The sequence below is a fragment of the Erythrobacter sp. QSSC1-22B genome (assembly GCF_001678665.1).
Taxonomy (GTDB): domain Bacteria; phylum Pseudomonadota; class Alphaproteobacteria; order Sphingomonadales; family Sphingomonadaceae; genus Qipengyuania.
In genome coordinates, this window is record NZ_LZRP01000001.1 from 313,415 (window position 1) to 328,977 (window position 15,563).

Annotated in this window: 13 protein-coding genes; 6 read left to right on the forward strand and 7 right to left on the reverse strand. The window is 65.0% G+C overall.

Annotated features, from left to right (window positions below; genetic code table 11):
- Positions 1-3: 3 nt before the first annotated feature.
- The 4 genes from purC (at position 4) to purQ (ending at position 4,721) form a co-directional block, all read left to right on the forward strand.
- Positions 4-804, forward strand: a complete 801-nt coding sequence (purC, locus tag A9995_RS01450; protein WP_067608130.1) for a phosphoribosylaminoimidazolesuccinocarboxamide synthase — start codon at positions 4-6, stop codon at positions 802-804.
- 57 nt (positions 805-861) lie between these two features.
- On the forward strand, positions 862-3,723 hold the full coding sequence (locus tag A9995_RS01455; RefSeq protein ID WP_067608133.1) for a pitrilysin family protein: 2,862 nt from the start codon (positions 862-864) through the stop codon (positions 3,721-3,723).
- Positions 3,724-3,810: 87 nt separating this feature from the next.
- Positions 3,811-4,047, forward strand: coding sequence for a phosphoribosylformylglycinamidine synthase subunit PurS (gene purS, locus A9995_RS01460; protein WP_067608136.1), 237 nt, complete (start codon positions 3,811-3,813; stop codon positions 4,045-4,047).
- Positions 4,044-4,721, forward strand: a complete 678-nt coding sequence (purQ, locus tag A9995_RS01465) for a phosphoribosylformylglycinamidine synthase subunit PurQ (protein WP_067608139.1) — start codon at positions 4,044-4,046, stop codon at positions 4,719-4,721. Before purS ends, purQ begins: the two co-directional genes overlap by 4 nt.
- Positions 4,722-4,752: 31 nt before the next feature.
- Here the strand turns inward: purQ and A9995_RS01470 are convergent, their stop codons facing one another.
- From A9995_RS01470 to A9995_RS01480, 3 genes are all read right to left on the reverse strand, one after another.
- Positions 4,753-7,107, reverse strand: a complete 2,355-nt coding sequence (locus tag A9995_RS01470) for a putative bifunctional diguanylate cyclase/phosphodiesterase (RefSeq protein ID WP_369815790.1) — start codon at positions 7,105-7,107, stop codon at positions 4,753-4,755.
- A gap of 130 nt (positions 7,108-7,237) precedes the next feature.
- Positions 7,238-9,061, reverse strand: a complete 1,824-nt coding sequence (gene glmS, locus A9995_RS01475; protein WP_067608142.1) for a glutamine--fructose-6-phosphate transaminase (isomerizing) — start codon at positions 9,059-9,061, stop codon at positions 7,238-7,240.
- Positions 9,062-9,128: 67 nt separating this feature from the next.
- Positions 9,129-10,016: a DMT family transporter gene (locus A9995_RS01480; protein ID WP_067608145.1), complete on the reverse strand. Its 888-nt coding sequence runs from the start codon at positions 10,014-10,016 to the stop codon at positions 9,129-9,131.
- Between the two features lie 230 nt (positions 10,017-10,246).
- On the opposite strand from A9995_RS01480, the gene A9995_RS01485 reads away from it, so the two are divergent.
- Positions 10,247-11,779, forward strand: coding sequence for a CpaF family protein (locus tag A9995_RS01485; protein WP_067608149.1), 1,533 nt, complete (start codon positions 10,247-10,249; stop codon positions 11,777-11,779).
- 7 nt (positions 11,780-11,786) lie between these two features.
- On the opposite strand, the gene A9995_RS01490 is transcribed toward A9995_RS01485, so the two are convergent.
- The gene (locus A9995_RS01490; protein ID WP_067608152.1) at positions 11,787-12,017 is read right to left on the reverse strand and encodes a hypothetical protein; all 231 of its coding nucleotides are present in this window, start codon (positions 12,015-12,017) and stop codon (positions 11,787-11,789) included.
- Positions 12,018-12,146: 129 nt separating this feature from the next.
- Between A9995_RS01490 and A9995_RS01495 the strand changes: the two genes are divergently transcribed.
- Entirely contained in the window at positions 12,147-12,275 is a 129-nt protein-coding gene (locus tag A9995_RS01495; RefSeq protein WP_067608155.1) for an entericidin A/B family lipoprotein, read from the forward strand.
- 88 nt (positions 12,276-12,363) lie between these two features.
- Here A9995_RS01495 and purU read toward each other — a convergent pair whose 3' ends face one another.
- The 3 genes from purU to A9995_RS01510 all read right to left on the reverse strand — a co-directional run bounded on the left by purU (position 12,364) and on the right by A9995_RS01510 (position 15,494).
- Entirely contained in the window at positions 12,364-13,239 is an 876-nt protein-coding gene (gene purU / locus A9995_RS01500; RefSeq protein ID WP_067609435.1) for a formyltetrahydrofolate deformylase, read from the reverse strand.
- Between the two features lie 87 nt (positions 13,240-13,326).
- Complete coding sequence (locus tag A9995_RS01505; protein ID WP_255360132.1) at positions 13,327-13,944, reverse strand: DUF938 domain-containing protein; 618 nt, start codon at positions 13,942-13,944, stop codon at positions 13,327-13,329.
- Positions 13,941-15,494, reverse strand: a complete 1,554-nt coding sequence (locus A9995_RS01510) for a long-chain-fatty-acid--CoA ligase (RefSeq protein ID WP_067608161.1) — start codon at positions 15,492-15,494, stop codon at positions 13,941-13,943. Before A9995_RS01510 ends, A9995_RS01505 begins: the two co-directional genes overlap by 4 nt.
- Between the last annotated feature and the right edge of the window lie 69 nt (positions 15,495-15,563).

Consider the following 15,563-nt stretch of genomic DNA (forward strand, 5'->3'; position numbering starts at 1 on the left):
CGCATGGCTCGTCGCCGCCAGATCTACGAAGGCAAGGCCAAGATTCTCTATGAGGGTCCCGAGCCAGGCACGATCATCCAGTATTTCAAGGATGATGCCACCGCCTTCAACGCCGAAAAGAAGGGCACGATCAACGGCAAGGGCGTGATCAACAATCGCGTCAGCGAATATATCTTCACGCGGCTGTCGCATATCGGCGTGCCGACACACTTCATCCGCCGCCTCAACATGCGCGAACAGTTGGTCCGCCAGGTCGAGATTGTGCCGATCGAAGTGGTGGTGCGCAACATCGCCGCAGGCTCGATCTGCAAGCGGCTGGGGCTGGAAGAAGGCGAGCCGCTCCCGCACACGCTGATCGAATATTACTACAAGGACGATGCGCTGGGCGATCCGCTGATCGCCGAGGAGCATATCGCCTGTTTCAACTGGGCCAGCGGCGAGGAGATGCAGGACATTTCCTCGATGGCGATCCGGGTCAACGACTTCCTGTGCGGCATGTTCGCCGCGATCGACATCCGCCTTGTGGATTTCAAGCTCGAGTTCGGACGGCTGTGGGATGGCGATTTCAGCCGCATCATCCTTGCCGACGAGATCAGCCCCGATGGCTGCCGGTTGTGGGACGTCAACACCGGCGAGAAGCTCGACAAGGATCGCTTCCGTCGCGATCTCGGCGGCGAGGAAGAAGCCTATCGCGAGGTCGCCCGCCGGCTCGGCCTGCTGCAGAACGAGGACAATGGCGCGGGCGAAGTGTTCGACCTCTCCGCCCATCGCGGTCGGCTGCGCGGCAGCAAGCCCAAGAAATAATCGCCCTCGCCGCCGCTTGTCATTGAGAATTCAGGCGGGCTCGGGCAAGTTCGGAGCATGAAGCTTCGCAACTCGGCGCGTCTTGCGCTTTCGCTGTTCGTGACCACTGCTGTTTCCGGCGTCCTCGCCGCCCCGGCCTATGCCGAGCCAATTGGCTGGGATGCTTCGGAGTGGGAGCTGGAGGACAGCGAGTTCGAGCCCGAAAGCGGCTGGCATTTTGGCCAGCTCGCCAACGGCCTGCGCTATATCGTGCGCCGCAACGACCGGCCCGAAAACACGGCGCTGGTGCGGATGGATATCGGCGCCGGTTCGCTCGACGAGACCGCGGCCGAGCGCGGCTACGCGCATTACGTCGAGCACATGGCCTTCAACGGTTCGACCAATGTGCCCGAGGGCGAGATGATCAAGCTGCTCGAGCGACTCGGCCTGGCCTTTGGCGCGGACACCAACGCCTCGACCGGCTTCGATCGCACCCAATACAAGCTCGATCTGCCGCGCGCCGATGTGGAACTGCTCGATACCGCGCTGATGCTGATGCGCGAAACCGCGAGCGAGTTGACCTTCGACGAAGAAGCGGTCCAGCGCGAGAAAGGCGTGATCCTCGCCGAGCGCCGGGTGCGCAATGGCTATGCGCTCAAGAACACCATCGATTCGCTCGAATTCGCCTATCCCGGCGCGCTGATCGCCAGCCGGCTGCCGATCGGCACCGCCGAGACGCTCGAGGCTGCCGATGCGAAGAAACTGCGCGCCTTCTGGGAGCGTGAATATGTTCCCGCCGATACCGTCGTCGTGGTCGTCGGCGATTTCGATCCCGCGCTGGTCGAAGCGAAAATTGCCGAGCATTTCGGGAGTTGGCAGCCCGTGCCCTCCGCCAAGCAGCCTGGCGGTGGCCCGATCGATCCGGACTACAGCGGCGCGACCGATATCTATCTCGATCCGGCGCTGACCGAAACGGTCACGCTGGCGCGCAACGGCGCCTATATAGATCGCCCCGATACCAGTGCCGAACGTCGCGCCAACCTGCTGCGTCAGCTTGCCAATGGCGCGCTCTCGCGGCGCCTGCAGCGGCTCCAGCGCACCGAGGACCCGCCATTTCGCGGAGTCAGCTTCTCGACCTCGGATCTGTTCGAAGCCGGGCGCACCACCACGCTCGGCGTCGCCAGCGAGGAAGGCCAATGGCGCGAGGCCTTGCAGGTGGCGGTGGACGAATATCGCCGCGCGCTCGCGCATGGCTTCAGCGAAGCAGAGATCGCCGAGCAGCTGGCCAATGCCCGGACCATGCTGGAGAACGCCGTCGCGAATGCCGAGACGCGCAGCAATGCCGCACTGGTCGGCCAGGCGCTGGCGGTGGCGCAGGGCAAGTTCGTACCCACCCCCCCTGCCGATGCGCTGGCTCGGTTCGAGGCGATCGCGCCCGAAATTACGCCTGCAGACGTGCTCGCCGCCATGCGCGCGGACAGCATCGCGCTCGACGAACCGCTGATCCGCTTCTCGGGCAAGACCGGGCCCGAAGGCGGCGCAGCGGGCCTGCGCGCGGCGGTGGAAGCAGCCTTCGCACGCCCCGTCGCGCCGCCGCTGGATACGGTCGCGGCAGAATTCGCCTACACCGATTTCGGCTCGCCCGGCGAGGTGGTGGCCGACAGCCGGACCGCGGAACTCGATATTCGTACGTTCCGCTTCGCCAATGGCGTGATGCTCAATCTCAAGCCGACCGATCTGGCGGACGACCGGGTGACGGTCCAGCTCAACATCGATGGCGGCCGGATGCTGGCTTCGCGCGCCGAACCGCTCGCGGTCGAGCTGACCGGCCTCTACACCGCCGGCGGGCTGGGCCGACACAGCCGCGACGAACTGCAATCGATCCTCGCGGGCCGCTCGGTCGGAGCGGGTTTCGGCGCCGGCAGCGAGACCTTTGCCGGGAGCGCGACCACAACGCCGCGCGATCTCGAGCTGCAACTGCAGCTGATGGCGGCCTATCTCACCGATCCCGGCTATCGCGCCGAGGGGCTGGGCCCGTGGCAGCGTTCGCTGGCTGATTTCTTCGCCCGGCTTGGCCGCACGCCGGAATCGGCGCTGGGCGAAGGGCTTGGACCGCTGCTCTCGGACGGGGACCCGCGCTTCAGCCGCCAGCCGCTCGAAGCCTATCGCGCGCTCGATTACGAGCAGCTCGCCGCCAATATCGCGGATCGGCTCGCCAAGGGCGCGATCGAGATCGCGCTGGTCGGCGATTTCGATGAAGACGAAGCGATCCGCATGGTCGCGCAGACTTTCGGTGCCCTGCCGCCACGCGAGCCCGCTTTCCTTGCCTATGACGGTGAGAACCGCGAACGCAGCTTCACCGACCGGCGCGAGACCGTCACGCTGACGCATGGCGGCGAGCCGGATCAGGCGGTGCTCCGCATGGTCTGGCCGACCGCCGACGACAGCGACTGGGTGCGCACCAGCCGGTTGACGCTGCTTTCGCGGGTAATGCGGCTGGCGCTGACCGAGAAGCTGCGCGAGGAGCTGGGCCAGACCTATTCGCCCACCGTCGACTCCAGCCCGTCGGATATCTACCGCGATTACGGCACCTTCAGCCTGGGGGCGTCGGTCGATGTGGCACAACTCGATGCCGCAGAGCAGGCCGTCGAGGAGGCCGTACAGGCGATGATCGCCGACGGGCCCACAGCCGACATGGTCGAGCGAGCCCGCCAGCCCATCCTCGAAGGACTCGACAACCGGCTCAAGACCAACACCGGCTGGATGGGCCTGGCGGCGCGCGCGCAAAGCCAGCCCGAGGATATCCGGCGCTTCCTCGAGGCGAAGGAGCGCCAGCTGGAGATCACGCCCGCCGAACTCCAGGCGCTCGCCGCGCGCTATCTCGATCCGTCAAAAGCGGTGCGTGTACGGGTAGTCCCCGAGGCAAGTGTGGCGGAGTGAACCCCGGCGCAGCTTGCCCTCGGGCGGCAGCATCGGCATAGGCGCCGCAGACGAGAGCTCCGCGCCATTTCGAAAGGTTCGCCGCCCATGAAGATCCGCATCCATGTCAGCCTCAAGCCCGGCGTGCTCGATCCGCAGGGGCGCGCGGTCCATCATGCGCTCGACGGGCTCGGCTTTGCCGGGGTCGAGGATGTCCGGATCGGTCGGCTGATCGAGCTGACCGTGGCGGACGGCACCAGCGATGCCGATCTGGAAGCCATGTGCGAAAAGCTGCTCGCCAACACGGTCATCGAAAATTACCGCATCGAGAAGGTCGGACAATGAGCTTTCGCGCCGCGGTCGTTACCTTTCCCGGTTCCAATTGCGACCGCGACATGGCGGTGGCGCTGGCATCGGTTTCGGGCGAACAGCCGATCCGGGTGTGGCATGGCGACAGCGCCTTGCCCGAGCGGCTCGACTTCATCGCCCTGCCCGGCGGTTTTTCCTATGGCGATTACCTGCGCTCGGGCGCGATGGCGGCCAACAGCCCGATCATGCGCGAGATCGCCGCAGCCGCGCAGCGCGGGGTGCCGGTGCTGGGCGTGTGCAATGGTTTCCAGGTGCTGACCGAGGCCGGCCTGCTGCCGGGCGCGCTGATGCGCAACGCCAGCCAGCATTTTATCTGCCGCACCGTCGATCTCACGGTCGAGAACACCGATTCGCTGTTTACCCGCGGTTTCGAGGCGGGCCAGCGCCTGCGCATCCCGGTGGCGCATCATGATGGCAATTACTTCGCCGACGACGCCACGCTCGACCTGCTGGAGGGCGATGGCCGGGTGGCGTTGCGCTATGTCGAGAACTGCAACGGCTCGCGCCGCGATATCGCCGGTATCCTCAACGCCAGCGGCACCGTGCTTGGAATGATGCCGCATCCCGAGCGTGCAGTCGATGCCGCCCATGGCGGGACCGATGGACGGCCGCTGTTCGAGAATGCGATCAAGGCGCTCGCTCACGCCTGAGACAGCGCTCCGGCGCTGGCCGAAACCTTGCTCAGGCCAGTCGGCGGGCCTCTTCGCGCTGGAACACCTGACGCGCTTCAGCGGCGGGCATCGGGCGGCCAAAGTGGTAGCCCTGGATCTTGTTGCAGCCCATCGAGCGGATCATCTCGGCTTCCTCGGCGGTCTCCACGCCTTCGGCGGTGGTGGTCATGCCGAGGCTGCGCGCCATGGCGACGACCGCGTTGATGATCGCCAGGCTCTCGGCGCTGTCCTGCGATGCTCCCTGGACGAAGGTCTGGTCGACCTTGATGGTCGAGAAACGCAGCTTGCGCAGGTATCCGAGCGAGGAATAGCCGGTCCCGAAATCGTCGAGAGCCACCGAGCATCCCAGCGCCATCACCTGCTCCAGCGCCCGGCGGGCCACGTTCGCATCGCGCAGGAAGATGCTCTCGGTCACCTCGATCTCGAGCCGCTCGGGGGCCAGGCCGCTGTGCGACAACGCGTGCACCACGCTGGTCGCAAAATCCGGTTCGGTCAGCTGTTCCGGCGAGACGTTGACGTTGATGCCGATATGCGCCGGCCAGTTCGCGGCTTCGCAACAGGCCTGCTGCATCACCCATTTGCCGATCGGCACGATCAGGCGGGTGTCCTCGGCCAGCGGGATGAACTTGGCCGGGCTGACCGAGCCATGGACGTCGCTGTTCCAGCGCACCAGCGCCTCGAAGCTGACGACCTCTTCGGTGTTCGCATCCACCACCGGCTGGAAAGCCAGCGAGAGCTCGTCGTTCTTGAGCGCATTGCGCAGCGAGAATTCGAGCTGGCGGCGTTCCTCGGCCGAAGCGTGGAGCGAGGGTTCGTATTCGCGGTATTCGCCGCCGCCCGAATCCTTGGCGCGATAGAGCGAGAGATCGGCGTTGCGCATCAGTTCCTCGACCGAGCGCCCGTCGCGCGGCCCGAAGGCAGCACCGATACTGGCGCCGACATAGAGCACATGCTGATCGACCTGATAGGGTTCGGACAGGTGCTCGATGATCGATTTGGCGACCTGCTCGACCTTCGAACGATCGGCCGCATCGCGGATCACGACGCCGAATTCGTCGCCCCCTAGCCGACCGCAGATCTCGTTTTCGGTCATCAGACTCTTGAGCCGTCCCGCCACCTGGCCCAGCAGCCGGTCGCCGGTCAGATGACCGAGCGAATCATTGACCGCCTTGAAGCGATCGAGGTCGATCATCAGAAAGGCGCAGCGGGTCCGCCATTTGGCGGCAAAGCCGATCGCATCTCCCAGCGCCTCGTTGAGCATCAGGCGGTTGGGCAGCGCGGTGAGCGTGTCGAAGCGCGCGAGATAGGCGATCTTTTCCGAGGATTCCCGCTGGGTGGTCACATCAGAACCGACCCCGCGGAAACCGGCATAGCCGCCGCTCTCGTTGAAGGTCGAGGTGCCCGACAATTCCCACCAGCGACGCTTGTCGTTGACCATCACCTCGACCACGAGATTGGAAAAATTCTCGCGCTTTTTCAGCTTTTCGGCGAATTCGTGGAGGCTCGCGGGAAAGCGCCCGGTCTCCCAGGCGCTGCCGGAGATCAGTTCAAGGAAGCTGCGGCCTTCGATCTCGGACAATTCCTGACCCAGGGCGACCGCCAGCCGCGCCGATACCGAACGCAGGCGCCGCCGGGGATCGAGCTCGAACAACCAGTCGGCGTCGCTGTCCTCGTATTCTCGCAGCAGTAACGAAACGACTTCGCTTTTCTCGTTCATCCCCATCTGCGCGATCCGCGCCGAGAGTGCGACGCGCGCCCCTTCGATGGTGCCGAAGGCGGCAAATATCCCGGTGACGATCGCAATGATCCCGAGGCCGACTTCGCCGATCAGCAGAAAACCGGCCGCATAGCCAAAGGCGGTGACGAGGCAGAAAAGGACGGTTCCGGCGGGTGCACCATAGCGAGAGACCGCCGAGACGAGCAGCATGATCGCCGCAAAGCCCCAGGCGATGGAATTGGTCCCCGGGTCGGCCAGCGGCAAGAACAGGAAGGCCGGCAGGGTCCAGACCACGCCCTTGAGCCCCGAGTAGAGAGTATGGCGCAGATATTCGTCTTTGGTGAAGATGCGCTGGTTGGCGTCGCGCATGGTGAGATCGAGGCGGGCGCCATCGGCGCTCACGATGAGAACCACGGCAATCCAGGCACCGATCACCCATGATCCGACAACCGGCTGGAAAAGATAGAAGAACAGCGCCACCCCGGCCAAATGCAGCGCAATTCTCATTGGTAGTCGCGCGGCGAGCAGCGCGTATTGCGAACCCTGCAATTGCGACCAGTCGCCACCGACGGGCGCCTTCATGCCAAGGACGACGCGCGCGCACATTCCTTCGGCAAAATCGATCGGGGCGGATTTGCTGTTTTTCACGCCCTCGCCGTTAGGCCCAAAAGGTTATACGCTGGTAAAGGATACCGGGCGATCGCGTCCCCCGCGCACAGAAACTGGCAGGTAGCTGGAAGCGTTTGAATTACCGCCTGCAGATCTGGTTGTGCGGAAATTACTCCACGGTCACCGATTTCGCGAGATTGCGCGGCTGATCGACATCGGTGCCTTTGACACAGGCGACGTGATAGGCGAGCAATTGCACCGGGATCGCATAGACCAGCGGCGCGATCAGCGGGTGGACGCTTGGCATCTCGATCGTCGCGATGCACCCCTCGCCCGCCTGCGCCAGCCCCTCGGCATCGGAGATCAAGACCACTTGCCCGCCACGCGCGCGCACCTCCTCCATGTTGGAGACGGTCTTCTCGAACAGCGGGCCAGACGGCGCGAGCACCACCACCGGGACCTGATCGTCGATCAGCGCGATCGGCCCGTGCTTCATCTCGCCGGCCGCATAGCCCTCGGCGTGGATGTAGCTGATTTCCTTGAGCTTGAGCGCGCCTTCCAGCGCCAGCGGGAAATCCGGCCCGCGGCCGAGATAAAGCACATCGCGCGCCGGGGCGATCAGATGCGCCATCGCGGCGATATCCTCGTCATGATCGAGCGCGGCGTTGAGCGAGGCCGGCGCCTCGAGCAGGTGGGCGACCACATCGGCCTCCTCCTCGCGGTCCATCAGACCCTTCTTCACCGCCATATGCGCGGCGAGCGCGGCGAGCACCGCGAGCTGGCAGGTGAAGGCCTTGGTCGAGGCGACCCCGATCTCGGGGCCGGCGTGGGTCGGCAGCAACAAATCGGCCTCTCGCGCCATGCTGCTGGTGGGGACATTGACCACCACCGCTATGGTCTGGCCATTCGCCTTGCAATGGCGCAGCGCGGCGAGCGTGTCGGCGGTCTCGCCGCTCTGGCTGATGAACAGCGCCAGCCCGCCCTCTTCGAGCACCGGGTCGCGATAGCGGAACTCGCTCGCGACATCGATATCGACCGGCACGCGGGCAAACTGTTCGAACCAGTATTTCGCCACCATGCCGGCGTAATAGGAAGTGCCGCAGGCGACGATGGTAACCCGGCGGATGCTCGAGATGTCGAAATCGAACTGCGGCAGCGCGATCGAATTGTCCGCCTGGCGCAGGTAGGAGCCGAGCGTCTGCGCGACCACGGTCGGCTGCTCGAAAATCTCCTTCTGCATGAAATGGCGGTAATTGCCCTTTTCGACCGCAGCGGCCGAAGCGCCCGAAGTGGTGATCTCACGCTCGACCGGCTCGTTCTCGGCATCGAAGATTTCGACGCTCTCGCGGCGCACCACCGCCCAGTCGCCTTCTTCCAGATAGGCGATCTGCTGGGTCAGCGGCGCCAGCGCAAGCGCATCGGAGCCCAGGAACATCTCATCCTCACTGTACCCGAGCACCAGCGGCGAACCGCGCCGCGCACCGATCAGCATGTCGGGATGGCTGCGGAAGGCGATCGCCAGCGCGAAGGCGCCGCGCAGCCGCGGCAGTACGGTCTTGACCGCCTCCTGCGGGCTCGCTCCGCCCTCGACCTCGCGCGAGACCAGATGCGCGACCACTTCGGAATCGGTCTCGCTGGTGAAGTGGCGCCCGGCGGCGCGCAACTCCTCGCGCAATTCCCTGAAGTTCTCGATGATGCCGTTGTGGACCAGCGCGACATGCTCGGTCGCGTGCGGGTGCGCGTTGTCCTCGGTCGGCGCGCCGTGGGTGGCCCAGCGGGTGTGCGCTATGCCGATATCGCCCGGCGCGGGCCGGTCTGCGAGCTCGGCAACCAGATTGGCGAGCTTGCCCTGCGCACGGCGACGGACCAGATCGCCCTCGTGGATCGTGCAGATCCCGGCGCTGTCGTAGCCGCGGTATTCCATCCGCTTCAAGCCATCGACCAGCCGGCCCGCGACCGATCCGCTGCCCACGATGCCGATAATACCACACATAAATTGGTCCGCCTTTGATACCGAGTTCGATCAGCCGCCGCTCTAACGCCTATTGTGCCCTAAGCAATTACTTCGCCCGCCTGGGGGTGCTCCACCACAGGAACAGCCCCGCCCCGACCACGATCGCCGCGCCTGCCAGAGTAGGCGCATCGGGCACATCGCCGAAGATGAGATAGCCCAGCGTGGTGGCGACGATGATCTGGACATAGGTGGTCGGCGCGATGGTCGAGGCCCCGGCTCGCATCGTACCCAGATAGGCGATCCAGTGCGCCGCGCTGGCGGTGACCGCGACCAGGGCACAGCGTGCCACCACCGTCCAGTCGGGCATGCCGATCTCGAGCGATGCCATCGAGCTGCGATCGCCGATCAGCGCGGCGACGACGAGGAAGGGTGTCGCCCACAGCGCGATAAAGGCCTGCATGGACAGCGCGCTGCCCTGACCGGCGCTGGAGCGATTGGCCACCACCATCAGCGCGAAGAAGAAAGCCGAAGCCAGCGGCAGGAGCGCCACGATTCCAAGCTCGGCGAGGTTGGGGCGCAGGATCAGCGCCACCCCGCCCAGCGCCACCAGCGAGACCAGCCACACCACCGGGCGAACCTTTTCCCCCAGCAGCGGCCCGCTGAACAGCGAGACGAAAATCGGCGAGACGAAGGCGATCGCCATCGCATCGGCCAGCGGCATCACGAAGATCGCCGAGAAGAAGCACAGCGTCGCGCCCGCCAGACACGCTCCGCGCGCCACTTGCAGCCAGGGCTTCGTGGGGCGGAAGGCGGCAGGCCCCTCGGTCAGCAGCAGCAGCGCCGACAGCGCCGTCGCGCCAATCGCGAAGCGCAGCGCGGCCACCGCCAGCGGCGACCATTCACCCGCCATCGTCTTGATGATCGCATCGCCCACCGACAGCAGCGCGAAGCCGCTCAGCGCGAGTAACAGTCCGCTGCGTTCGTCCTGCTGCATGGGATCGGATGGTCCTGTGGATTGGGAGGAATGGCAACGGGCCCGAGCGCCTTGCAGAACGCCCTGCAAGCAAAAGGCCGCAGCCCGCCGGTCCAGATTGTCGCATGGCCGTGAAATTAGGGAAAAATCAAGCTTTCCGACTTATTCACCACGCTTCTCAAGGACCCGTTCTCCACGCCAGCGCAGGGACGGGCTCGACCTATGACGACTTACCGCGGGGGTTCAAGTTAATGAGCGCATTCGGACGGAAAAACGGCCCCGGGGGAATGAACCCCGGTGCACGTCCGCAGTTCGGCGTGGCCAAGCCCATGCGTGGCGGCTCTCCGACGCCCTCGCAAAACCAGCCCGAAGCCGAAGATGCGGGCGACCAGTTCCCTCCGTTGCCCGACGAGGATGTGCCCTCGCCCGGTGGTGGTGGCAACGCCCAGTCGAACGCCGCAATGGCGCGCTTGTCCGATCGCGCGAATGCTGTCCACGCCAATGAAGCGGATATCGGCGGCTTCGAAGCCAGCGTCCACAAGATTAAGGAACAGGTGCTCCCGCGCCTGCTCGAACGTGTCGATCCCGAAGCCGCAGCCACGCTGACCAAGGACGAACTGTCCGAGGAATTCCGCCCGATCATCCTCGAAGTGCTGGCCGAGCTCAAAGTCACGCTCAACCGCCGCGAGCAATTCGCGCTCGAGAAGGTGCTGGTCGACGAGCTGCTCGGGTTCGGCCCGCTTGAGGAACTGCTCAACGACCCCGATATCTCGGACATTATGGTCAACGGTCCCGACCAGACCTATATCGAAAAGAACGGCAAGCTGGTGATGGCGCCGATCCGCTTCCGCGACGAACAGCACCTGTTCCAGATCGCGCAGCGCATCGTCAATCAGGTCGGCCGCCGGGTCGACCAGACCACCCCGCTCGCCGATGCCCGTCTCAAGGATGGCAGCCGCGTCAACGTCATCGTTCCGCCGCTTTCGCTGCGCGGCACCGCGCTCTCGATCCGTAAATTCTCCGAAAAACCGATCACGCTCGACATGCTCAAAGGCTTCGGCTCGATGAGCGAGAAAATGTGCACCGCGCTCAAGATTGCCGGGGCCTGCCGAATGAATATCGTCATCTCGGGCGGTACCGGCTCGGGCAAGACGACGATGCTCAACGCCATGTCGAAGATGATCGACCCGGGCGAGCGCGTGCTGACGATCGAGGATGCCGCCGAACTCCGCCTGCAGCAGCCGCACTGGCTGCCGCTCGAAACCCGCCCGCCCAATCTCGAGGGCCAAGGCGCGATCACCATCGGCGATCTGGTCAAGAACGCGCTGCGTATGCGCCCCGATCGGATTATCCTTGGCGAAATCCGCGGCGCGGAATGTTTCGACCTGCTCGCCGCAATGAACACCGGCCACGATGGCTCGATGTGCACCCTCCACGCCAACAGCCCGCGCGAGGCGTTGGGCCGGATGGAGAACATGATCCTGATGGGCGACATCAAGATCCCCAAGGAAGCCATCAGCCGCCAGATCGCCGAATCGGTGGATCTGATCGTTCAGGTCAAACGCCTGCGCGACGGTTCGCGCCGCACCACCAACGTCACCGAGGTGATCGGGATGGAAGGCGACGTGATCGTGACGCAGGAACTGTTCAAATTCGAATATCTCGAGGAAGGCGAAGACGGCAAGATCATGGGCGAATTCCGCTCCTCGGGCCTGCGCCCCTACACGCTCGAGAAGGCGCGCCAGTTCGGTTTCGACCAGGCCTATCTCGAAGCCTGCCTCTGAGAATTGCCTAGGCGGTCAGGATCGCCGGAACCGCGACCGAAAGCAGCCCGCCTCCGATAATTGCCAGCGTCAGGAATATCCCGGTCCACGGTACCCATCCGACATGGTGGAGCGCGACCCGTCGCATTCGCCGCCGCTCCATCAGCGATGCGATGGCCGCCAGCACGAGCAGGACGACGCCAGCGCTGGCGAGCAGTTCGGCATCGCTGGCGAACATCAGAACGTCGGGAAGTTTCATCGCGGTGCATATGGGGTTCACAGCGACCGATGCAAAGCAACGACGATCGCATCGCGGGAACCCGACCCTGGTTCAGCCGTTGCGGCTTTGAAGACGCATATTCGTCAACCCTTCCGGAAGGACTGATTCATGGTTCGCAAGATTCTCATCGCCCTCGGCCTTACCGCCATGTCGCTTTCCGCGACCGCCTGCAACACGGTGAAGGGTGTCGGCCAGGACATCGAATCGGTCGGCGAGGCTGGCGACCGGGCAATCTGACCCCGTCCCATTGCTGAGTTAAAAACCGCCCGTCAGCCCAGTGCTGGCGGGCGTTTCATTTTGGTCCTCCCCCGGTCTCGTCGAGCATTCACCGGAAGACGAGCGTACGAGCACCGTTCAGGAATACTCTCCGTTCGGCGGCCCAGCGAACCGCACGCGCCAACACCCGCGCTTCGATATCCCTCCCCAATCTGATGAGATCCTGCTCGGTGCAGCGATGGTCCACTCGTTCGACATCCTGTTCGATGATCGGGCCTTCGTCCAATTCGCTGGTGACGAAATGGGCGGTCGCGCCGATCAGCTTCACACCGCGCTGGTGCGCGCGATGGTATGGCCGTGCGCCCTTGAAGCTGGGCAGGAAGCTGTGATGGATGTTGATGCACCGCCCCGCCATTTTTTCGATCAATGCAGGCGACAATACCTGCATATAGCGCGCAAGAACGAGAAGCTCGGCACCGCTTTCGTTGAATAGTGCCATCAATTTTTGCTCCTGCTCCTCGCGGTTCTCCGCGCTGACGGGCAGGTGGTGATAGGCAACGCCGTGCCACTCCGCCAGACGGCGCAGATCGGGGTGGTTCGACACGACTCCGACGACGTCGACGGGCAGATTGTCGGTTTGCCAGCGATGCAGCAGGTCGTTGAGGCAGTGGCTCCCCTTCGAAACAGCAATCAAGAGCTTCGGCCTGTGGGACGACGCCAGCAGCTCCCAACTGAGATCGAATTGCCGGGCGATGGCGACGAACCCCGCGCGAAGATCTCCAAGCCTTTCAGTATCCGCCTCGCGGGTATCCTTGAACTCGACCCGCAGAAAGAAACGCTCCGCCTCGAGATCGGCGTATTGCTGGCTGTCGAGGATGAAGCCGCCAAGCTGAGCCAAGTGCCCCGTTACGGCGGCAACGATCCCGACCCGGTCCTCGCAGGACAGGGTCAGGATGTAAGTCGAGGGGGCTGGGGAATTGTTCATCGACACGGGGCTTAGCCAGCGGTCGCCGAGGGTGCCACGCAAAAAAGACGAGCCCATGCCCTTCGGGATTGGGCGGATGAGGCGAGGCTAGCGCTCGGTCCCGCTCGGGCGATAGACCAGCACCAGATTGTTCGCCGGCATCGCCACGCGCCTGGTTCGCTCGAACCCGTGCTCGGCAGCGAGACGATCCATCGCCGCCAAATTGCGCAGGCCCCACCGCGGATCGCGCTCCTTGAGCGAACGGTCGAACTCCACATTCGATGGCGCGGTTTCGATATCGTCCTCCAGGTAAGGCCCGTACAGGACCAGCGGCGCACCATGCTCCAGCAGCGCCGAGGCAGCGCGGAACAGGCCCATACTCGCCTCCCACGGGCTGATATGGACCATGTTTATGCACACCACACCGTCGGCCCTCGCGATCGGCGGATCGCTTCGTGCGGCATCGAACACCACCGCCGGGAGCAGGTTTGCCAGCCCCGCCTCCGCAGCATAGGCGTCGATCGAGGCCAGCGCCTCGATCTCGAGATCGCTCGGCTGCCATACCAGATCGGGAAAGCGCCGCGCCATAAACACCGCGTGCTCGCCCGTCCCGCTCGCCACTTCGAGCACCAGCCCGGTGGCGGGCAGTTCTCGCGCCATAACTTCGGCGATCGGGCCGGCGTTGCGCTGGGTGGCGGGGGCGTGGCGTTTCACGGGCTCGCTCAATTGACCTGCCGCTCGCGCCCTTCCCAATAGGGCGCGCGCAATTCGCGGCGCAGGATCTTGCCCGACTGGTTGCGCGGCAGCGCGGGGATGACATCGATCGACTTGGGCACCTTGAACCCCGCCAGCCGCTCGCGCGTCCAGGCGATGATCGCCTCGGGGTCGACCTCCTCGCCCGGTTTCGCCACGATGCAGGCCTTGACCGCCTCGCCCCAGTGCTCGTCGGGCACGCCGATCACTGCAACTTCCGCGACCGCGGGATGGCCGTAGATCGCGCTCTCGACCTGCGCGGGATAGACGTTCTCGCCGCCTGTAATGATCATGTCCTTGATCCGGTCCTGGATGAAGACATAGCCGTCCTCGTCCATATAGGCGGCGTCTCCGGTGTGCATCCAGCCGTCCTGAAGCGCCTCCCTGGTCGCCTGCGGCAGGTTCCAGTAGCCGATCATGTTGGAAGGCGATTTGACCGCAAGTTCGCCCACCTGACCGCAGGGCAGCTCGGCCCCGTCCTCACCGACGATCTTGAGCTCGGTGCCGGGCACCGCGTGCCCCGCCGAGCGCATTCGCTCGTTGCCCGCCAGATCGTGATCGCCGGGCGGCAGCGCCGCGATGGTGCCGGTCGTCTCGGTCATGCCGTAGCACTGGACGAAACCGGCGTTGGGGATCGTCCGCACCGCCTCGCGCAGCAGGTCGAGCGGGATCGGCGCGGCACCATAGAATACGTATTTGACCGCGGAGAAATCGGTGGTCTGCGCGCGCGGGTGCTGGACCACCATCTGCAGCGCGGCGGGGACGATGAACATCCGCGTCGCGCCTTGTTCGAAGGCCTCGAGCACGCCCTCGGGAGTGAACTCGCTCTGGACGATCGCTCGCGCGCCGGCGCCCATCGCCATGACCCCGAGCCCGGTTCCGCCGATATGCGCGCAGGGCATTGCGATCAGGATCGCCTCGTCCTCGTCCCACACCGCCCAGGCCAGCCCGGCGCGTTCACCCGGCTGGCGCAGCGCGAACAGGTTGCGGTTCGACAGCACTGCGCCCTTGGGGTTGCCGGTGGTGCCGCTGGTGTAGAGCTGGAGCACGGGATCGTCGGGCGCGGCGGGGGAGAATTGGACCGGCTTGGCGGTGTCGATCGCAATGCAGGCTTCTTTGAATGCGACGCTTTGCGGTGGATTGTCGAGCCCGGCACAGGCCGCGGCCGCCGCCTCGTCGCAGTCGGGACCGATGAACAGGACCTTCGCCCCGGTGTCTTTGAGAATGAAAGCAATTTCGGGCGCGGCGAGCCGCCAGCCGATCGGGACCATAACCGCACCATAGCGCCCGGCGGCGTAGAACAGTTCGAAATAGAGCTTCGCATTCTTGCCGAGCCAGGCGATCCGGTCGCCCGGCGCCACCCCAAGCTGGCGGAACAGCGCTACGACCTGTGCGGTGCGACGCTCGAGTTCGGCGAATGTCGCCCGCTTATCGCCCTCCTCCAGCGCCACCGCCCCGGGTTTGGTGGCGGCCCAGTGGCGGATGTATTCGTCGAAGCTCAGCATCGTGGACGGATCGCCCATGGTATTCTCCCGGTGCCGTCTCGGTCCGGACGGCTCGCGGGTTATCATGCCTGCTGCCGGCGGCAAGTC